Origin of the sequence: Nitrobacter sp. Nb-311A (assembly GCF_000152905.1) — a bacterium.
Classification (GTDB): Bacteria; Pseudomonadota; Alphaproteobacteria; order Rhizobiales; family Xanthobacteraceae; genus Nitrobacter.
Genome location: NZ_AAMY01000010.1, coordinates 1 through 19,060 on the forward strand (window position 1 = coordinate 1; position 19,060 = coordinate 19,060).

The window sequence follows — 19,060 nt, forward strand, 5'->3', positions numbered from 1 at the left end:
ACTTATCCAGAAGCCACGCGTTCAACTCGTCCAGGGTTTTGAACCGCAGCCGTGGCGTGAAGAACCGTTCCCGGACCAGCCCGACCTGGTTCTCGACCTGACCCTTCTCCCAGCCCGACGCCGGCGTGCAGGCGACCGGATCGATCAGATAGTGGCTGCACATCTGCAGGAAGCGGCGATTGTAGCGGCGATCCTTGCCGACGAAGATCGTCTCTACCGCCGTCTTCATGTTGTCGTAGATGCCGCGGCTGCAGGTACCCTTGAACAGTGCGAACGCCCGGTCGTGGGCGTCGAATACCATCTCCTGCGTCTCCCGCGGATAGGCCCGCACGAACAGCATGCGGCTGTGGCACAGCCGGACATGAGCGACCTTCACGATCGCCGTCACGCCGTTGAGGAGAACGATCTCATGGCTCCAGTCGAACTGGTAGGCTTCGCCCGCCGCAAAGCTCAACGGAACATAGGCCGCCGCGGTCGATTGCCCGCGCTCCTTGCTCCAACGCCTGGCGTAACGCCGTACGGCATCGTAGCCGCCGTCATAGCCGCGTCCGCGCAACTCTTCGAAGATCCGGATCAGCGTCAGCTGTTCGCGAGCCGATTTGGCCGCGTTCGCCGCCAGCAGTTCATCAAGCTCCGCCGCCCAACGCCCGAGTTTGGGGCGCGGCTGGATCGAACGCTCATACTCGAACAAGGTCTTGCCCGACCTCAGCACCTTCCGGACCGTGTTCCGCGACACCTTCAGGTCACGGGCGATCTCCTTGATCGTCTTGCCCTTGATGAAGTGTTCGCGCCGTATCCGCGCAATCGTCTCCACGATCAGCATCCCCGACCACCTGCTTCATGACAAAGCAGGCAGCGCAACAGCCAACCTGTAGGGGGTCAATTTTGGACGCCGATCCCCCGGCTTACGGGGTCAATTTTGCATGCCGAATGACAGTCGTATCTTGCGGCCCAGGTCTCGGTGCTGACGGGCAGGGGCTGGTGGTTTCCGCTGTTCTTCCTGATCCCGGCGGGACTGCATTTCGGGGCCGTGTGCATCTACAGCATGTTGTGGTGCAAGGGCTGCGCCTATCCGCAACCGTGGACCATTGCCGCGCTCCCGTCGCCGCTGGATCAATGGGAGGGTGCTATCGTCGGTTCGCTGTTCGTTGGGAAGGCGGGCGCGTGGATCATCGGAGGGCTGAGGAAGTGAGCGAAGCGAAGCGGTTCGACGATCTCCCGCCTCGAACGAAGGATTTTCTCTCCAATCTCCGCGACGAGGAGATCGATACCTTGAGCGACGGAATCCGGCTGGTCAATGCGATCAGGACGGTCGGCACGTTCATGAAGTGGGTTATCGTCGGGCTGATCGGCATCCTGGCCGGCTTCGTCATGGTCGGGGAGTCGATCGCCAAGATCGCCGCCTGGCTGCGGGGTTGATCGTCGTGCTGGATCATCGCAGCGAATCCGGCTTGCGCTGAATTGGGACTGCCGACCTTCGATCGGGAATTGGGGGCCGTTGACCGGCAGTCCCTTGCCGGAAGTGACGCAACCGGCACCTTGATCATATCCGCAAATATCATCGGAGACACCATGCGACCAAACGTCATTCTGGCGGCGCTGTGCGCTGCCCTGGTGCTGGCCGGCTGCGGTCCGTCCGGCCCGAGCGAGGCTGACATGGCCGGATGTGCCGTGCGCAGCGGAGGTCCGGCGATCTCAGCTCGAGAGGTTGCTGACTGCGCTCTCGACCGGGTTGAAATCAGGCAAAGGCGAGAGCGCTGAGATTACCCAAAAAGGCCCGCTGCTTGGAGGCACAGCGGGCCTTTCGGGAACGGGATCGGATCTGCCGGGCAATCAACCGTTCCGGCCATATAATGCAGTCAAGGGGATGTGGTTTCAAAGAAAGCCCGCGGGGATATGGCGGGACAGGTCTGGCCCGCGCTCACAGAAAAAGGCCCGGTCAATCCGGGCCTTTGACGTTTACCAGTACCCATAAGGGCCGAAGTACGGTCTGTAGTATGGTCGGTAGTACGGGCGATAATATCGCGGTCCATAGTACACCGGGCGCGGGCCATAATACCCATAAGGCCCGCCATAATAACCGGGACCGTAGTAGGGCGACCCCGCGGCCGCTGCAAACGCTAAAGCACCGGCAGCCAAACCTAAGCCGATGCCTGGACCGCCCCACCCTCTATGACCACGCCAGTGGGCCTCGGTAGGTGCGATTGAGGCAGCCATAATGGCGCCGACCGCCACGGCCGCAAGAATGAGTCTACGCATTGAAACATCCTCCAGTTCTACTGACGGGCTATTAACCCCCGCCCCCAAGGGGGACTTGAGTCTCGTCCGGTTCCGGGGGTCAATTCATGCAATTGCCGGGTGGTTCTGAACCGCCCCGGGTTTGCCGGAGGCCGTTTGGTTTAAGTTATGCCGCCATGGCCGATTGTTCCAGCATGGCGTAGTAGCGTTGCTCGGCTTCGGCGGGCGGGATGTTTCCGATGGGCTCCAAGAGCCGTCGGTTGTTGAACCAATCGACCCATTCCAGCGTTGCGAACTCGACGGCCTCGAAGCTACGCCACGGTCCGCGTCGGTGGATCACCTCAGCTTTGTAGAGGCCGTTGATGGTTTCGGCGAGAGCATTATCGTAGGAATCGCCGACACTGCCGACAGACGGCTCGATGCCAGCTTCAGCCAGGCGCTCGGTGTACTTGATGGATACGTACTGACTTCCTCTGTCGCTGTGGTGTACGAGCCCGCCGCGATGGACCGGCCGTCGATCGTGCAGGGCTTGCTCCAGCGCATCGAGCACGAAGCCGGCGTGCGCCGAACGTGATGCCCGCCAGCCGACGATCCTGCGGGCATAGGCGTCGATGACGAAGGCGACATAGATGAAGCCGGTCCAGGTGGCAACATAGGTGAAGTCGGAGAGCCAAAGCGCATTCGGCCTCGACGCCTTGAACTGGCGGTTGACGTGATCCAGCGGGCATGGCGCCGCCTTGTCGCCGATCGTGGTCCTGACCGACTTGCCGCGGATAACACCGTGCAAGCCCATGGTCCGCATCAATCGTGACACCGTACAACGGGCGATATCGAAGCCTTCGCGCTTGAGTTGCCGCCAGATCTTGCGCACGCCATAGACGCGGAAGTTCTCATCGAAGACGCGCCGGACCTCGATCTTCAGGATGACATCCTGCCTGGCGCGCGCCGACAGCTTGGCGGGATCACGCCGTTTGGCGACATGGGCATGATAGGTCGAGGGGGCGATCGACAGAACCTTGCAGATCGGCTCGACCCCATGCGCCGCGCGATGATCGTCGATGAAGGCGATCATGGCTTGGACCGGCGGTCGAGCTCCGCCGTCGCAAAATAAGCGCTTGCCTTGCGCAGAATCTCATTGGCTTGCCGAAGCTCGCGGTTCTCACGCTCAAGCGCCTTCAGCTTCTCCGCCACGTCCGTTGGGACGCCTGCTCGCTTGCCGCTGTCGATCTCCGCCTTCTTCACCCATTCCAGCAGGGTATGGCCGGAACAGCCAATCTTGGGGGCTATCGCCTCAATCGCAGCCCAGCGGGACGGATACTCGCTGCCGTGATCCAAAACCATTCGAACCGCTCGGGCCCGAACCTCCGGTGAAAACTTGTTCGTCGTCTTGCTTGTCATGGCTCCATCCTCTCAGGAGTTGGAGCCTCCGGCAAACCCGGGGCGGTTCATTCCGAAAAAAGCGCCGCGAGATCGAGTTCACGATGAAGCGGCTGCGCAGTGCCGATTGAGCGCTGCGTTACCCGAGGCCCCAACCAGTAGTTAAGGCCTGGTTAAGTTGCACTTGAAATTGTGATTTGGAGTTCCCATTTCGGAACGATATTCGGCTTTATGGGCCGGATATGCAGCGGCCCGGAGGTGGTGAGACACCGTCCGGGCCAAAACCCACCTTGCAGCGGGGTTGTGATCACATGCAGTTTAAATGGGAGTTTGCCCCCACCTGTCAAGTGGTCACTTGGTCCTGCTGCATACGTCGAAAGTACGTAGCGAATGCAGTACGCGCTTAAGGTCTTTGAATATGAGCAACAAGAGAAGTTTCGGGTCATCGACCGTGACGGTGAACCCTGGTTCGTTCTGAACGAGGTTTGTAAGCAGCTAGGTATTGCGAATGTCTCCGATGCCGCACGCCGACTAGATGGCGACGAAAAGGACGACATCGATATTGTCGATGTCGCTGGACGAAAGCAAAAGTTCATCGTATCAACGAGTCAGGCCTTTATTCCGTGATCCTCACGTCGCGGAAGCCGGAGGCCAAGCGCTTCAAGAAGTGGATTACCTCAGAAGTCCTGCCGTCGATCCGCAAAACGGGTGGTTATGGCGGTAAGGTCCCGGCCTTTATTCGGCGTTACAACGACAATTGGAACCGGGTTACAGACGGGTATTTTTCCGTAATCGGAGAACTCGCGATCAGGCTGTGGGGACGTCTAGAAATGGCCGGCCACACCATGGCAGACCGGGCACCGGACGGGAAACAGCTCCGACCGGACAATAGTGTGGGTCGGTTGTTCGCTGATTGGCTCAAAAAGAACCATCCAACGCTGGTTGGCAATATCTCGTATTACATCCACAAGACACCGGAGTGGGAAGGGGAGGCGCGCCAATATCCGCGATCCATGTTGCCGCTATATCTCGATTTTGTGGACAAGGTTTGGATTCCGGCACATGCGGAACGCTACTTTAGCGAACGCGATCCTGCCGCGCTGCCGTACCTGCCGGCGCTACTGCCGCCTACACCATCGATGCCGACTATTCCAAGACCATCGCGGCGGTTCAAGAAAGCAAGCTGATCAAAACTCAAACCCCGCTCCGGCGGGGTTTTCTATTTACGGCGGGCCGGCAGCGTCGTCTCCACGATTGCCAGGATCATTTCTAAGTCGCGCTTCATGACGGCCGCATCGTCGCTCTCTAAGGCGACGCGGGCTAGCGTCCGGATATCGACCAAGGCTTCCTCTGGACCGAGGGGCGGTTGGTCACTCATCAAATCCCCCTGTGCCATCAACTCTCTGGCGGTTTAGGCTCGTCTGGTGTTTGTCCCAAAAGCTTTGCGATCTCGGTGATGCTCTCGGCAGGGTTATCATCTTTGCCGAGTAGCCCGAGAAGCCGCTTGTCGCGTTCTTCATCCAAGATGGCGTTCGTCGCAATGACTGCTTCGAGGTCGGCGGCAAGCTTTTGATAGGTCGCCGCAAGCATCTCGAAGACTTCGCGCTTCTTGTCGTTGAGAGCGGTCTGGCTGATCGTGACGCAATGCTCGGAATCGGCGCGAAGCTTGTCCAGATAAAGCTTCAGATCCTTCATGGCTCCCGTTTTCCTGTCGCGGTTAAGAGTGTACGGAACTTACCCCGCTTCGTGCGCGCTTGAAAGTTCCCTTGCGCGGCAGCTTCACCGATTTCTCGCCAACTTCCGCTTTCGCCTCTTTGGCTCTTCCTGCCGTCCGGGTTGGCGATCGGCGGCGGGGCTTCTCTCCGAATAATACGGCCTTTGCGAAGCACACCCGCGCCATGAAGACGAACGGCCCGCCGTGCTCCGCTGCCTCCTGCAGCACCCTCGCGGCAAGCTGCCAGGGCTCGGTGTTTCCGACCTTTCGCGGCAGGCTGACCGCGTATTCCGCGGCCTCGCCGATGGTGCGGATGATCCGGCCGTCCGGCATCGTGATCGGATCCTGGAAGCGGCGGAACCAGCTTACTTTAGCCACGAGGCGTTTGCCTTCACGAGGTCTTCGGTTTGATGCCAGCGGGCGATCTGCTCTCGCGTCAGCGACGCATAGAACTTCTCCCACGCGGCCCTGAACCTGTTCTTGGCGGTCTCCAGGCTGTCAGCCGTGCCGTTGCACCATGGCGGGATCGGCAAAGGCGGGTTGACGTGCCACTCCCACATTTCGCCGCGCCCGGATCGTTCGCTGGCTAGTCTGATCCGTCCGACGCTACGAGCGTCATGAATGACGCAATAGTCGTCTTTCAGCTTGTCGCCAGCGATAACTGTGGGGTGGAGCAGGAGGTCCATAGCCCGAATCTAGGAGGGCCAGCGCGGAATCCTAGTGCCCTCAGGCATCTGAGGTACCGCTCAGGCCACCCGGAATGCAAACTCCAGACCGGGGGGGGAGATTGACGGAAACCCTCCCTCGCTTCGAACCCTCGATAGGGCTTACAACCCTTTAGCAAACGGCTCTGAGGGACTTTCCAGCGCACCGTTTATGGTATAGGGGAGTACCCTATGGCGCACATCAAGTCCAGCAAGGATAAGCTCCTCGGTCGCGTCCGCCGCATTTCTGGACAGCTCGCCGCGATCGAAAAAGCAATCGATGGCGAGGCTGGCTGCTCGGCAATCCTGCACCAGGTCGCGGGTGTGCGAGGCGCGGTGAACGGACTCATGGACGGACTGATCGAGGACCATATCCGAGAGCACGTCGCCCGCCCTGACCTGTCGGATGAAGCGCGCTCCTCCGGAGCCGAGGAGCTGATAGAGGCATTGCGGTTTTACGCGAAGTAGGGACCCGAGGATATTGAGCGCCCATTCGAAGATCGACGCCTTGAGCCACGAGCATGTGTTCTTGGGTGTCCAGCATGACGAGAATGCGCGCCGCACCCTTTGGGTGGTGGCGCTGACCGCCGTGATGATGGTCGGCGAGATCATTGCCGGCAGCATTTTCAACTCGATGGCGCTACTTGCGGATGGCTTCCACATGGCTACCCATGCAGGAGCGCTCGGCGTAGCTGCTGTCGCCTATGCCTTCGCGCGCCGCCACGCTCATAACCGCCGCTTCTCCTTCGGCACGGGGAAGGTCGGAGACCTTGCCGGCTTCGCCTCGGCACTTGTGCTTGCGCTAATTGCGCTCGGCATCGGAGTGGAGTCGGTTGGCCGGCTTTTTGATCCTCGACCGGTCGCGTTCGGCGAGGCGACGCTAGTTGCTGTCGTCGGCCTTGCAGTCAACGTCGCTAGCGCTTTCTTACTTTCGGGTGGACAAGGGCACCACGGGCACGGTCACCACCATCACGACCATGAACGTCAGGCGCGCCACCACGATAACAACCTGCGCTCCGCTTTCGTCCACGTTATGGCCGATGCGCTGACCTCGGTTCTAGCAATCGTTGCCCTGTTAGCCGGTCGCTATCTCGAATGGGTCTGGCTCGACTCAGCCATGGGAATCGTTGGTGCGATCGTGATCGCGGTCTGGTCATGGGGACTTCTGCGCGACACCGCAGCCGTACTCCTCGACACTTCCGACCCGCACATCGAGGCTGAAGTTCGCGAAGAGGTCGAACGCGAGGGCGACGCTCGAATCACCGACCTACATGTCTGGCGGGTCGGGCCAGGCGCTCACGCGGCGATTGTTAGCGTGACGGGAGTTGTCGACGGCGAAACGGTTCGACGTCGTCTGCGGCCCGTGCACGAGCTTGTTCACCTTACGATCGAGACGCGTTAGACCGTCGAGAGATCCTGCCAGCCGCTCATGCGCTCACTCTTTCCTGTACCGTGGGAAGGTGCGGGAGACGCCCAAAATTCCCTTTCCGTATCAATGGATCAAAACCTCCATTGTGCGGGCGATACGTGTTGATTTTACTGCGGTATTCCACTTCTTTCGAGCGCACCATCAGATAAATGCGGATCGAAAACATTGGCCCTGCGCCTTGCGGTCAAAACGGCATGTGCAATCATTACGTTGCGGCGGAGCCTGAGTGACCGATCCTGGGCAGGCGTCCCGACTCGGGAAACCGTCGTCCTTCCTCGGTCAGGGACCAGGCGATGCTTTTGGAAAAACCCGCCATGATCGACCGGGGCTTGATCAACCCGAGAGCTTCCAATTTATCCCGGATGACGATCGCGCTGTTGTCGCTAAGTTCACAATAATCGGACGTGTGAAGTTTCTGTCGATACCAGTATCCGACAAGTTCGCGAACGTATGCTTCCGATGGGCTCTTGAGGAGATAGTCATAGAGCCCGGCGAAAAGATCACCCAATAAAACTAGCTGCGATATCTTGTCCGGCGCGCCTTCTTCCGTTCGATAGATCAGCAGTTCCACGGTAACTGAATCGGCCAAACCTGGAATCGGATGAGATGATGACTTGTCGCTATCGAGATCGGCAAGCTTCTGACGCAGATCCGCATTCTCGATTCGCAGCTTTTCCAATTCCTGGAGAAGCTTCGGATTGATGGCCTGGTCCCCACGTATCCAGCCCACGCCGGGTTTCAGATTCACGGCAGTCGCGACGGCCATTACAACCTTCATGCAAAGGTCGTTTTCGTCGCTCCAGAATTCGACGATGCGACCGGTCTTCAAACGGGCTTTGAAGGCATCCAGCTTTGCTTTTAGCGGTGCTTCCGGTTCGACCGTGCCGATCGTTATGTCGTCCGGCTTTTGCGAAAGGAACGCAAGTATCGGGATGCCTTTTGATTGCGCATATTCAAACGCATCTTCCGTGAAAGTCAGTTCATCGCCGGACAGCGAGCCGTAACGGCGGCCAACGAGCATGATATAATAGTCGCTGCGATCAATGATCCGCTTGATATAGTCCAGTTGCTGTCGATCGGTTATTGGAAACGATTCCATGCCCGCGGGCATATATCCCGCTTTTGCAAGCGTATTGCTGACGGCCTGACGCTCCTTCAGATCGGCGTCCGCCGAAGCAATGAAAATCTGAAAAACCCGGTCCACCAGAACGTTTCCTCATCGCGGATTTGACCCTGCGCTGCCGACACCCAGGATTTGTCAATCATGTGTCATGTGGCTGGGATAAGTGGAAGGCGTTTCGGGTATCTCGCGGGCCAGCCCGATACGGGTGTTAATCTTTTGTTTACCATGCGGCTCATAGGCTTCGTTCATGATGATCTCGCGCAGCAACACTCGTAACGATATCATGTCGCTCGAAACCGCTGCGGCGGTTGCTCGCGGCGGCTTCGCCTGCATCTTTTCATCTTCCGACGAGTACGAGCGAGCACTCATTAAGGAGCGTCGCGCCCGAGGCCGATATATCTTCTCACGAGGCGGCTGGTCGACGACGATTTTGATTGCTCTGCTGATCACGATCGTCGGCATGGTTGTCTATTGGACGTAGGAAGAGCAGGGCCCGTGGACCCAGAGGGAGATCGCTGGTCAGGTCATTCGCGTCCACGGTCGACCGCCGTTTTTCTGCGAACAAAACACCCGATCTTAACCGTTATCGGCTCGGCAGGTGGCGGGACGATGCTCGAGTGCTAGAATTGGAGGATGATCCGGCTTGTCACAGTCGCCTCCGTGATGTCCACCTACCAGAAACCGGCGGTCGTGGTGGATCCTAATAACAACGCTCAAACCGACCTTTGGGCGAGCCGGCTGAACGTATCCCGCGAGAGGCTGCTGGAAGCTGTCCTGGAAGTAGGACCCTCGCTGGCGGCCGTGCGGCGGCACCTCGAAAAGTAATAAGGTTTTCGCGGCGACTACGCGCCGTGTATGCACCATATATTGCCTGAAGCGTCGGGCCGAGGCGCAACACCTTGGCCGCTTTGATTCGATGTGCTATCTGGCGGGAGTTCGCTTCGACCACCTGCTATTGCTGTTGCGTCCGTGCATCACGGGCTGCTCTGCCGAGGGTATTTTTGCATGGATTCGTCCGCCAGAACCGCGTCCGCGCCCGATCCTTTCTTTGCGGCCACCCTGGCCGAGGCCGATCCGGAGATCACCGCCGCGATCAACGGCGAGTTGGGCCGTCAGCGTCACGAGATTGAACTGATTGCGTCGGAAAACATCGTCAGCCGTGCGGTTCTGGAGGCGCAGGGTTCGGTGATGACCAACAAATATGCCGAGGGTTATCCGGGCGCGCGTTATTATGGCGGATGTGAATGGGTCGATGTCGCCGAAACGCTGGCGATCGAGCGGGCCAAAAAGCTGTTCGGCGCCCGGTTTGCCAACGTCCAGCCGAATTCGGGCAGCCAGATGAACCAGGCGGTCTTTCTGGCGCTGCTTCAGCCAGGCGACACCTTCATGGGGCTCGACCTCGCTGCTGGAGGCCACCTGACGCATGGCGCGCCGGTCAATATGTCCGGCAAGTGGTTCAAGGCGGCACACTACACCGTACGGCGTGACGATCATTTGATCGATATGGATGAGGTGGCCCGCCGCGCCGAGGAGGTCAAGCCGAAGCTGATTATCGCCGGGGGCTCGGCCTATTCGCGGCCGTGGGATTTCAAGCGCTTTCGCGAGATCGCCGACAGCGTCGGCGCGTATCTGATGGTGGACATGGCGCACTTCGCGGGCCTGGTTGCGGGAGGCGTTCATGCCTCGCCGGTACCACACGCGCATGTGACGACGACCACGACCCACAAGTCGCTGCGCGGACCGCGCGGCGGTCTGATCCTGTGCAATGATGAAGCGCTGGCCAAGAAGTTCAATTCGGCCATCTTTCCCGGATTGCAGGGCGGTCCGCTGATGCACGTCATCGCCGCCAAGGCTGTAGCGTTCGGCGAGGCGTTGCGGCCGGACTTCAAGCTTTACGCGAAGAACGTCGTCGAAAATGCCAAGGCGCTGGCTGAAAGTCTTCGTGGCCACGGTTTCGAGATCGTCTCTGGCGGCACAGACAACCACCTGATGCTGGTGGACCTGCGGCCCAAGGGACTGAAGGGCAACGTTTCGGAAAAGGCGCTCGTTCGCGCTGGACTGACCTGCAATAAGAATGGCATTCCCTTCGATCCCGAAAAGCCGTTCGTGACCTCAGGCCTGCGCCTCGGCACGCCCGCCACCACCACGCGCGGCTTTGGGGTGAGCGAGTTCAAGCAGGTCGGCGGCCTGATAGCGGAAGTGCTTACGGCCATTGCACAATCCGAGGACGGCAAGGCCCCACTGGTCGAGGCGGCGGTGAAGGAGAAGGTCAAGGCGCTGACGGATCGCTTTCCGATCTATCAGGATTAGATGAAGTCGCGTCTGAAGTTCGGTGACGCTTCGAAGCGTCATACGTGGGATTAACTCACGCGCTCATCTCCTTGAAAACAATAAATTAACGGGATGTAGAGAGCCCAGTAATCCCGGGTTCCGAACGACCATCCCGGCGATGGTCAAGGTGAGTTGAGAGATGCGCTGCCCGAGCTGCAACAGTTTGGATACGCAGGTCAAGGATTCCCGGCCGACCGAGGATTCAGCCGTCATCCGGCGCAGGCGGGTCTGCATGGCTTGCAATTTCCGATTCACGACGTTTGAGCGGGTGCAACTGCGCGAACTCACGGTCATCAAGCGCAACGGTCGGCGGGTGCCGTTCGACCGCGACAAGCTGGTACGCTCGTTGCAGATCAGCTTGCGCAAGCGGCCGGTTGAACCCGAGCAGATCGAAACCATGGTCTCGGCCATCGTCCGCGAACTCGAAAGTGGCGGTGAGGCCGAAATTTCGTCCGAAACCATCGGCGAGATCGTCATGGACCACCTGCGAAGCCTTGATGATGTGGCCTATGTGCGCTTTGCCTCGGTCTACCGCAATTTCCGCGAGGCCAAAGACTTCGAGGCGGTACTGGGCGAACTCTCCAGCGAGGACGATGCGCGGCGGGTACCGCTGCGCAAATGATCTTCCGCATTCTGGAAGAGCAGAACGACGCCTGCCTCCGGACGGAGAAAGCAGCCGACCTGCATTTCATGCAACTGGCGCTTGCGCTGGGCCGTCGCAGCCTGGGCGCGAGCGCGCCTAACCCGGCTGTGGGCGCCGTCATCGTGAAAAACGGTGTGATCGTCGGTCGCGGCTGGACTCAGCCTGGAGGACGCCCGCACGCCGAGGCCGAGGCGCTGCGGCGGGCGGGAGAGGCGGCGCGCGGTGCGACACTATATGTCACGCTGGAACCGTGCTCTCACGTTGGGAAAACCCCGCCATGCGCCGATGCCGTGATCGCAGCCGGCATTACCCGCGTTGTGTCCGCGATCGAGGATCCCACCCCCGAAGTCGCAGGGAAAGGTCATGCCCGGTTGCGGGCTGCCGGCATATCCGTGGAGGTCGGACTTTGCGCGGATGAGGCGGCTCACCATCACGCCGGGCATTTACGGCGGGTCCGGGACGGACGCCCGCACATCATTCTCAAACTCGCGATGTCCAGCGACGGAATGATCGCTGCCGCTGGCGGCATTCCGGTCGCCATTACGGGCGAGGCGGCGAAGGCGCGGGTGCATCTGCTGCGCGCGCAATGCAGCGCGATTCTGGTCGGTATAGGCACCGTACTGGCTGACGACCCCATGCTGACCTGCCGGCTTCCCGGGATGGAAACGCGTTCGCCGCCGCGTGTGGTCCTGGATCATGCGCTACGCATCCCGGAAAGCAGCCGCCTTGTTCAATCCGCGCATGAGACTCCGCTTTGGATCATGACCTCGGAATTCGCCGAAGCATCAAGGGCGATGAAACTCGGCGCGGCCGGCGTGCAGGTGATGCGCGTCCCGGTCGCGGCTGAAGCGCCCGGGCTCGATCTCCTGGAGGTTCTCCGCGCGCTCTCTGAACGGGGAGTCACCCGGCTGATCGTCGAAGGCGGAGCGCGCATTGCAGCGTCGTTCGTCGCGGCGGCGCTGGTTGACGAAGCGTGGCTGCTGAGCGGTCCGGATCCGATCGGCGACGACGGCGTAGCCGCGCTCGGGGCCTTGCCGCTGACCGCCATTACCGGGTCGCCGCGGTTCAGAATGCGTGCGTGCGAGACGCTGGATCAGGACGCTCTCGCGATTTACGAACGTGTCTAAAACGTGTCTAAATGGAGTTACGTTTGAAGCCGTCGTGCCCGTCCTTTGGCCGGGCGTCTACCTCTTTCGGCCGCTGCGGACGTACTGGATTTGGAAGGCTCTGATGTTCACCGGCATAGTGACCGACATCGGCGAGATCGAAAGCGTGACGCGCACGGCGCAGAACCAGCTCCACCGTCTCCGCATCCTCTGCCACTATGACCAAACCACCATCGCGGATGGCGCGTCGATCGCCTGCAACGGCGCGTGTCTGACGGTCGTTGCCTCCGGTGTCGCTGGCGGCTCGACCTGGTTCGATGTCGATGTCGGGGCGGAGACGCTCAACGTGACGACGGCAAAGCACTGGGCCGTGGGAACACGGCTTAATCTTGAACGCGCGTTGAAGATCGGGGACGAGCTTGGCGGCCACATTGTCGCAGGTCACGTCGATGGAATCGCGACCATACTGACGCGCGACGATCAGTACGGCATGGCGCGTTTTGAATTCTCCACTGCTCCGAAGTTGGCGCGTTTCATCGCCGTCAAGGGCTCGGTGACATTGGACGGCGTATCGCTGACGGTGAACAGCGTTCGGCACGAGGCGTTTTCGGTGCTTACAATTCCGCGCACGCTCGGCCTTACCACGCTGGGCGACTGGCGCCAGAACAGCGAGGTCAATATCGAGGTCGACCTGATGGCGCGGTATGCCGCGCGCCTGAACGAGATGAAAAGCGATTCATTGACGGAAGCATGATACGCGGGCTACTGGCCTCCTTGGCGGAACGAATACCGGGTAAGCCCGGCACGGCGAACCGGAGCAGTTATGGCAGAGGCAAGACACGCCCCGCTTAAGGATCAGACAAGCGTCTCCGGCGCACGTGTTTTGATTGTGGAGGCGCGATTCTACGACGATATCCAGGATGCGTTGCTCGAAGGAGCAGTCGCCGAATTGCGATCCGCGGGCGTCCGTCATGATGTCGTCACCGTTCCGGGCGCTCTGGAGATTCCCGCGGCCATCACCTTCGCGCTTGATGCGGCCGAGCGGAGCGGCGAGCCTTACGATGCCGTGGTTGCGCTCGGTTGCGTGGTGCGGGGCGACACCATTCATTTCGAGATCGTCTCGATGGAATCCGCCCGCGCGCTGATGGATCTGTCGGTGCAGCGTCAGGTCGCTCTCGGCAATGGCATCATCACCGTCAACACCGATGCGCAGGCGTGGGCGAGGGCGCGTGCGGGCGAATTGAACAAGGGCGGCCATGCGGCGCGAGCGGCATTGACGATGCTGCGGCTGAAACGCCGGCTGGCGAAGGCGTAAACAGAGCGATGGCGGACATCAAGGCAAGCTTTGACAGGAAAGCAAACAGACGCGGCGCGGCGCGGCTCGCCGCGGTGCAGGCGCTGTATCAGATGGAGATAAGCGGCGCGGGCGTCAACGATGTCTTTGCAGAGTTCGATAGCCACTGGCTCGGTAACGAAGTCGAGGGCGACAGATATCTTCCTGCCGAAGCCGCCTTCTTCCGAGACGTGGTGGCAGGCGTGGTTCGCGATCAGGTCAGGATCGATCCCTTGATCGACGATGCGCTGTCGAAAGGTTGGCCGTTGAAGCGGATCGCCGCGATCCTGCGCGCGGTGCTGCGCGCCGGCTCGTACGAACTGGAGCATCGCAAGGACATCCCGGCGCGGGTCGTCGTGTCCGAATATGTCGATGTCGCGCACGCCTTCGTTGAAAATGAGGAAGCCGGTATGGTCAATGCGGTGCTTGACCAGATCGCGCGCCGTTTCCGCGCCGCCGAGTTTACTCGCTAGAGCTTTTCCGCTTCTGATGGAATCAGAAGCGGGCTCTATGATTTTGATTTGACGCGTTTTCTTCACGCGAACCGGCGTCCACTTCGCTTGAAAACGCTATAGCAACGCGTATTCCGCTGCGGCGGCGCGGATAAGCCTCGACGAGTCGAAATATGTCCGGTGAAGACGATCTGATCGCTCGCTACTTCAAGCCGATCGCGACCGATCCGGGCGCGCTGGGGCTCGCTGACGACGCGGCTGTCCTGAGGGGCGGTAGCAATGATCTCGTGGTCACAACCGATGCGATCGTCGAAGGGGTCCATTTTCTGAGCGGCGATCCGCCGGAAACGGTCGCCAGGAAGGCGTTGCGTGTCAATCTTTCCGATCTCGCCGCCAAAGGGGCGACGCCCGCCGGATTTGTTCTGTCCCTGGCATTGCGTGAGCAGGATGAGACATGGCTCTCGGCATTCGCGAGCGGCCTTGCCGAGGACGCCATCACCTTTGATTGTCCGTTGCTCGGCGGCGATACCGTCGCTACTCCGGGACCCCTGACGATGTCTATCACGGCCTTCGGTCGCGCGCCGCCTGATCGAATGGTTTTGCGCAGCCGCGCGCAGCCCGGTGACCGCATCGTTGTCTCCGGCACGATCGGCGACGCCACGCTCGGGCTCGCCATTCTCTCGGGCAAAGCGACGGTTAACGACGCCGCTATGCGTGAATCGCTGATCGACCGGTACCGGATCCCGCAGCCGCGCGTCGGGCTCGCAGAGGCCGTCCGAAACCATGCGCGCGCGGCGATGGATGTTTCCGATGGCCTGGCTGGCGATCTCGTAAAACTCTGTAAGGCGTCAGGAGTTTCGGCAATCATCGATGCCGCCGCCGTTCCGCTTTCTGAAGCTGCACACGGACTCATGGAGCAAGGGCAGGCGAGTTTCATATCCGTTGTGAGCGGCGGCGACGATTACGAGATTTTATGCACGATCGCGAAAGATAGCTGGGATCACTTCGCGCGGGAGGCACGAAACGTCGGCGTCGCCGTAACACCAATCGGAGAAGTCATCGCGGGCGACGCGGCTCCGAAATGGCTTGATACAAAGGGCGAGGATGTCGCGCTGTCGCGGCTTTCCTACAGCCATTTCTGAAATAGTGGCGGCGCAGTCCTACCGCATGCCAAAATCCGCAGCTCTATGGAGCGCGATGAAGACAAAATGGTGCGGTTTTCGCCCGCATCATGCTTCTCAAAGCATTGAAATCATAACATTCATGATCTTGGATCAGCTCGCTCCAAAATCATCGTGATCTGGCGTTTTCGAGCGGAAATCTGATTCGCATGAAGAAAACGCGTCACGTCAAAAAGACGGAGGCTTTCACCGTTCCGTGGTGAAAGTCTCCATCCGGGCGTCTTTTGCACTGGAAGGCTGGTTCAGGTGCCGCTGCCGAACCGACGTGACCACCACCCCGCGCGGCGCGGCCGGGCTTCGTCCGATACTTGCGGAGGAGGCTGTTGAGACTCTGGCGTTGCTGCTTCCGGTTGGCTTTGAATGACGGGAACGGCGGGCGGTGACTCTTGCGAGGCGAAGCTCACCTTTTCACGTACTGTCGAGCGACGGCAAACGGCTTTCTCGGATTCCGAAACGTTTTCGTTTCCGGCCTCAGCCGTGCTGCTCGTCGCGTCCGGGGCAAGCTGCTGCGGCTCAATTTCAGCCTCTGAGGAACCGGTCTGTGTTTCCGGCGCGATCGACACCGAATCCAGGTCCGCGACAGCCTCGACGACTTCCGGTGGTGACGTCGGGTTCAGTTCGTCAGAAATCGAGTCGGCAGGACTCGCACCGTTGCTGCCGCGACGGCGGCGGCCACCGCGCCGCCCCCGACGCCGCGGGCGCCGCTCGTCTCCATCGGACGGCTGATCGGCTCGCGCCTCACTCTCCTGCGCCGGGGCGTCCTCTCCATCATTTTCGAAGTCGTCGGTCATAAAGCGTGCCGCAGCGAAATCGGCGGCAATCTGGACGCTGTCCGGACCGTCGACCGTTTGCGGGGGCTGGTTGTCGTTCGCTTCGCTAGAGCGTTCCCGCCGGGATCGGCGTCGCTTACGCTTGCGGCCTTCACCCTCGGTTTCCCCGCCCGCCCGTTCGTCGGCGCGAGTCTCGGCGTCATCGGCCTCGACCTCGGCTTCCACATCGAGCGGCTGCTCGTCTTCCTGGGCCTCTTCCGCCTGTGGTGGGTATGTGGCGAGTTGCGCGGCCAGCAGCGCTTTTGCAGCCTCCAGGGTGTGTATCTGCTCGCCGCGATCAATGACAAAGGATTGCTGACCTTCGAGTGAGGGGTCGGCGACCACGGAAAGACCAACCTTGAAGCTGTGTTCGAGGGCCCGCAGATGCCCCCGCTTCTGATTGAGCACATACAACGCAACGTTAATGCGCGTTCGCACGATAAGATTGTGCGTTGCACCTTTTATCAGGACTTCCTCGAGACTGCGCAACAACTGCAACGCCACCGATGGTACCGAGCGCACATGGCCGGTGCCGCCGCAGTGCGGGCAGGGCTCCGTCGAACTTTCCAGCATACTGGCGCGAATGCGCTGGCGTGACATTTCGAGAAGACCGAAGTGCGAAATGCGTCCGACCTGGATGCGCGCGCGATCGTGGCGCAGACACTCGCTCAGCTTACGCTCCACCGCGCGGTTGCTTCGCTTCTCGTCCATGTCGATGAAATCGATAACGATCAGACCGGCAAGGTCACGCAGCCGCAACTGCCGAGCCACTTCCTCCGCAGCTTCCAGATTGGTCTTGAGCGCGGTATCCTTGATATGATGTTCGCGGGTCGAGCGACCTGAGTTAACATCGATCGATACCAATGCTTCGGTTTGGTTGATGACGATATATCCGCCGGAGCGAAGCTGCACCGTCGGCAGGAACATCGCGTCCAGTTGGCTCTCGACGCCCATCCGCGAAAACAATGGCTGGCAGTCGCGATATTGCTTCACTGTGCGGACGTTGGATGGCATCAGCATCTTCATGAAATCGCGCGCTTCATGGTAGCCGGCTTCACCGGCCACCTGGATCTCGTCGATTTCCTTGCTGTAGAGATCGCGGAGGGAGCGCTTGATCAGCGAGCCTTCCTCGTAAACAAGTGTGGGAGCTTGGGACCGCAGGGTCATGTCGCGTACGGTTTCCCACATGCGGATCAAATACTCGAAATCGCGCTTGATCTCCGATTTGGTGCGCGCAGCGCCAGCGGTGCGCAGGATGACGCCCATTCCCTCGGGGACATCGAGATCCTGCACCACCTCCTTCAGCCGCGAGCGGTCCTGCGCCGAGGTGATCTTGCGGCTGATGCCGCCGCCGCGGGCCGTATTGGGCATCAGCACGGCGTACCGGCCGGCCAGTGATAGATAGGTCGTCAGCGCTGCGCCCTTGTTGCCGCGCTCCTCCTTGACCACCTGCACCAGCATGACCTGACGGCGCTTGATGACTTCCTGGATTTTGTACTGACGGCGCGGCCGGTAGGCCCGCTCCGGCACTTCCTCGAGCGCGTCGTCGCCGCCGACGGATTCAACCTGCTCCTCTTCTTCGTCATCATCAATACTATCATCTTCGACGCGAACGCCGTCCCCATGGAGTTCAACCTCATGAGGGTGGCCGCCGGCGTGGTCGGCGTTCTCATGATCGTGCTCTTCGCCGTGCGTTGCAGGCGCCTCATCAGTGGAGATGGTATGCTCGTTTCGAGCGCCGTCATCAGCAAGCGGCTCGATGCCTGTCGCGTGATCCGGTGCTATCGAGGGCAGATCTTCATCCGGTGAAGACGCAATCAGGTCGTTGCCGGTGTGCTCTGGAATTTCGTCGCGATGTTCGCGGATCACATCGTCGGAATCAGATGTGCGAGCGAAGTCGTGCGCCTCCTGTAAATTGTCATCATCGGTTTCGTGGTGGTCGGAGTTGTATGGGGAGCCTGATCCGACGTCGTGCGCAGCGGCGTGCGTGTGATCGCGCGGGTCAGGATGTAAGGGATCGTGGTCTCCGTCATCCGCGTTAGGATGATCGTGATCCTGCGCCTCCTGCGCCTCGTGGTATGGGCTCAGGTGGTCGTCGTCCGTTGCCGAGTCGTCAGGCGGCGGGTCAGACTGCGTCGTATCTATCCCCGCGACCTCCCGATCCCCATCCTCGACGACAGCGCTTTGGACGCGTTCGCCGTGATCTCGCCGGCGGGAGTTGCGATGCCGCGAACGGCGGCGATTGGGGCGATCTTCAGATTCTTCCTCTGCCTCGCGATGAGCGCGCTCGTCGGCTTCGATCAGCGCCTGACGGTCGGCGACCGGAATTTGATAATAGTCCGGATGGATTTCGCTAAACGCCAGGAACCCGTGCCGGTTTCCTCCGTACTCGATAAAAGCGGCTTGCAGCGAAGGCTCGACCCGGGTGACCTTGGCCAGATAAATGTTGCCGCGCAGTTGTTTGCGTTGGGCGGATTCGAAATCAAATTCCTCGACGCGGTTGCCGCGGACCACCACCACGCGGGTTTCTTCCGGGTGGGTGGCGTCGATCAACATCTTGTTGGGTTTGTTGTTGGGCATTTTGAAGCTCTTGGAGGCGGAGGGCGCATGGCACGGCGCG

At 60.4% G+C, this 19,060-nt stretch carries 24 protein-coding genes and 1 other annotated feature; of the genes, 15 read left to right on the forward strand and 9 right to left on the reverse strand.

Annotated elements, in window-relative coordinates:
* A partial coding sequence (gene istA / locus NB311A_RS05275) for an IS21 family transposase (RefSeq protein ID WP_009797425.1) occupies positions 1–823 on the reverse strand: 823 nt, incomplete at its 3' end.
* A 138-nt stretch (positions 824–961) separates the two neighbouring features.
* On the opposite strand from istA, the gene NB311A_RS05280 reads away from it, so the two are divergent.
* Positions 962–1,192 (forward strand): hypothetical protein, encoded by a 231-nt coding sequence (locus tag NB311A_RS05280; protein WP_009797426.1) that lies wholly within the window; start codon positions 962–964, stop codon positions 1,190–1,192.
* Positions 1,189–1,419, forward strand: a complete 231-nt coding sequence (locus NB311A_RS05285; RefSeq protein WP_009797427.1) for a hypothetical protein — start codon at positions 1,189–1,191, stop codon at positions 1,417–1,419. The genes NB311A_RS05280 and NB311A_RS05285 overlap by 4 nt, the downstream gene beginning before the upstream one ends.
* Before the next feature lie 540 nt (positions 1,420–1,959).
* Here the strand turns inward: NB311A_RS05285 and NB311A_RS20035 are convergent.
* On the reverse strand, positions 1,960–2,259 hold the full coding sequence (locus NB311A_RS20035; protein ID WP_081431719.1) for a hypothetical protein: 300 nt from the start codon (positions 2,257–2,259) through the stop codon (positions 1,960–1,962).
* A gap of 145 nt (positions 2,260–2,404) precedes the next feature.
* A protein-coding gene (locus tag NB311A_RS05295; protein WP_086008680.1) for an IS3 family transposase occupies positions 2,405–3,636 on the reverse strand; the annotation gives its coding sequence in 2 pieces (ribosomal slippage) (positions 2,405–3,345 and positions 3,345–3,636; 1,233 coding nt in all).
* Positions 3,236–3,352: a sequence feature (AL1L pseudoknot), on the reverse strand. (Overlaps the previous gene by 117 nt.)
* A 369-nt stretch (positions 3,637–4,005) precedes the next feature.
* Between NB311A_RS05295 and NB311A_RS22875 the strand changes: the two genes are divergently transcribed.
* Both NB311A_RS22875 and NB311A_RS05310 read left to right on the forward strand, forming a co-directional pair.
* On the forward strand, positions 4,006–4,242 hold the full coding sequence (locus tag NB311A_RS22875) for a Bro-N domain-containing protein (RefSeq protein ID WP_009797431.1): 237 nt from the start codon (positions 4,006–4,008) through the stop codon (positions 4,240–4,242).
* Complete coding sequence (locus NB311A_RS05310; protein WP_009797432.1) at positions 4,239–4,802, forward strand: hypothetical protein; 564 nt, start codon at positions 4,239–4,241, stop codon at positions 4,800–4,802. Before NB311A_RS22875 ends, NB311A_RS05310 begins: the two co-directional genes overlap by 4 nt.
* 32 nt (positions 4,803–4,834) lie before the next feature.
* Here the strand turns inward: NB311A_RS05310 and NB311A_RS21775 are convergent, their stop codons facing one another.
* Genes NB311A_RS21775 through NB311A_RS05330 form a run of 4 tightly spaced genes read right to left on the reverse strand, consistent with a single transcriptional unit; the run spans position 4,835 to position 6,015 of the window.
* Positions 4,835–4,993, reverse strand: a complete 159-nt coding sequence (locus tag NB311A_RS21775) for a hypothetical protein (RefSeq protein ID WP_165475222.1) — start codon at positions 4,991–4,993, stop codon at positions 4,835–4,837.
* Between the two features lie 17 nt (positions 4,994–5,010).
* Entirely contained in the window at positions 5,011–5,310 is a 300-nt protein-coding gene (locus NB311A_RS05320) for a hypothetical protein (RefSeq protein WP_009797434.1), read from the reverse strand.
* A gap of 22 nt (positions 5,311–5,332) precedes the next feature.
* Positions 5,333–5,707: a hypothetical protein gene (locus NB311A_RS05325; protein WP_009797435.1), complete on the reverse strand. Its 375-nt coding sequence runs from the start codon at positions 5,705–5,707 to the stop codon at positions 5,333–5,335.
* Positions 5,695–6,015: a hypothetical protein gene (locus tag NB311A_RS05330; RefSeq protein WP_009797436.1), complete on the reverse strand. Its 321-nt coding sequence runs from the start codon at positions 6,013–6,015 to the stop codon at positions 5,695–5,697. The genes NB311A_RS05325 and NB311A_RS05330 overlap by 13 nt, the downstream gene beginning before the upstream one ends.
* A 210-nt stretch (positions 6,016–6,225) precedes the next feature.
* On the opposite strand from NB311A_RS05330, the gene NB311A_RS05335 reads away from it, so the two are divergent.
* Complete coding sequence (locus NB311A_RS05335) at positions 6,226–6,501, forward strand: metal/formaldehyde-sensitive transcriptional repressor (RefSeq protein ID WP_009797437.1); 276 nt, start codon at positions 6,226–6,228, stop codon at positions 6,499–6,501.
* A gap of 13 nt (positions 6,502–6,514) precedes the next feature.
* On the forward strand, positions 6,515–7,435 hold the full coding sequence (gene dmeF / locus NB311A_RS05340; protein ID WP_009797438.1) for a CDF family Co(II)/Ni(II) efflux transporter DmeF: 921 nt from the start codon (positions 6,515–6,517) through the stop codon (positions 7,433–7,435).
* 232 nt (positions 7,436–7,667) lie between these two features.
* Here the strand turns inward: dmeF and NB311A_RS05345 are convergent, their stop codons facing one another.
* Entirely contained in the window at positions 7,668–8,666 is a 999-nt protein-coding gene (locus NB311A_RS05345; RefSeq protein WP_009797439.1) for a DUF4062 domain-containing protein, read from the reverse strand.
* Between the two features lie 166 nt (positions 8,667–8,832).
* Between NB311A_RS05345 and NB311A_RS05350 the strand changes: the two genes are divergently transcribed.
* From NB311A_RS05350 to thiL, 9 genes are all read left to right on the forward strand, one after another.
* A complete protein-coding gene (locus tag NB311A_RS05350; protein ID WP_009797440.1) occupies positions 8,833–9,066 on the forward strand; it encodes a hypothetical protein in 234 nt (77 codons plus the stop codon).
* 152 nt (positions 9,067–9,218) lie between these two features.
* A complete protein-coding gene (locus NB311A_RS05355; RefSeq protein WP_009797441.1) occupies positions 9,219–9,410 on the forward strand; it encodes a DUF3606 domain-containing protein in 192 nt (63 codons plus the stop codon).
* Positions 9,411–9,590: 180 nt separating this feature from the next.
* Positions 9,591–10,895 (forward strand): serine hydroxymethyltransferase, encoded by a 1,305-nt coding sequence (gene glyA / locus NB311A_RS05360; protein ID WP_009797442.1) that lies wholly within the window; start codon positions 9,591–9,593, stop codon positions 10,893–10,895.
* A 160-nt stretch (positions 10,896–11,055) separates the two neighbouring features.
* Positions 11,056–11,538, forward strand: a complete 483-nt coding sequence (gene nrdR, locus NB311A_RS05365; protein ID WP_009797443.1) for a transcriptional regulator NrdR — start codon at positions 11,056–11,058, stop codon at positions 11,536–11,538.
* Positions 11,535–12,686, forward strand: coding sequence for a bifunctional diaminohydroxyphosphoribosylaminopyrimidine deaminase/5-amino-6-(5-phosphoribosylamino)uracil reductase RibD (gene ribD / locus NB311A_RS05370; RefSeq protein ID WP_009797444.1), 1,152 nt, complete (start codon positions 11,535–11,537; stop codon positions 12,684–12,686). The genes nrdR and ribD overlap by 4 nt, the downstream gene beginning before the upstream one ends.
* 103 nt (positions 12,687–12,789) lie before the next feature.
* On the forward strand, positions 12,790–13,419 hold the full coding sequence (locus NB311A_RS05375) for a riboflavin synthase (RefSeq protein WP_040674037.1): 630 nt from the start codon (positions 12,790–12,792) through the stop codon (positions 13,417–13,419).
* A 69-nt stretch (positions 13,420–13,488) separates the two neighbouring features.
* Positions 13,489–13,980, forward strand: a complete 492-nt coding sequence (ribH, locus tag NB311A_RS05380) for a 6,7-dimethyl-8-ribityllumazine synthase (protein WP_040674039.1) — start codon at positions 13,489–13,491, stop codon at positions 13,978–13,980.
* A gap of 8 nt (positions 13,981–13,988) precedes the next feature.
* Positions 13,989–14,471 carry a transcription antitermination factor NusB gene (nusB, locus tag NB311A_RS05385; RefSeq protein WP_009797447.1) on the forward strand — a complete coding sequence of 161 codons (483 nt, stop codon included), beginning with the start codon at positions 13,989–13,991 and terminating at the stop codon, positions 14,469–14,471.
* A gap of 152 nt (positions 14,472–14,623) precedes the next feature.
* Positions 14,624–15,592: a thiamine-phosphate kinase gene (thiL, locus tag NB311A_RS05390; protein ID WP_009797448.1), complete on the forward strand. Its 969-nt coding sequence runs from the start codon at positions 14,624–14,626 to the stop codon at positions 15,590–15,592.
* A gap of 281 nt (positions 15,593–15,873) precedes the next feature.
* Here thiL and NB311A_RS05395 read toward each other — a convergent pair whose 3' ends face one another.
* A complete protein-coding gene (locus NB311A_RS05395) occupies positions 15,874–19,020 on the reverse strand; it encodes an Rne/Rng family ribonuclease (RefSeq protein ID WP_040674071.1) in 3,147 nt (1,048 codons plus the stop codon).
* Positions 19,021–19,060 lie beyond the last annotated feature (40 nt).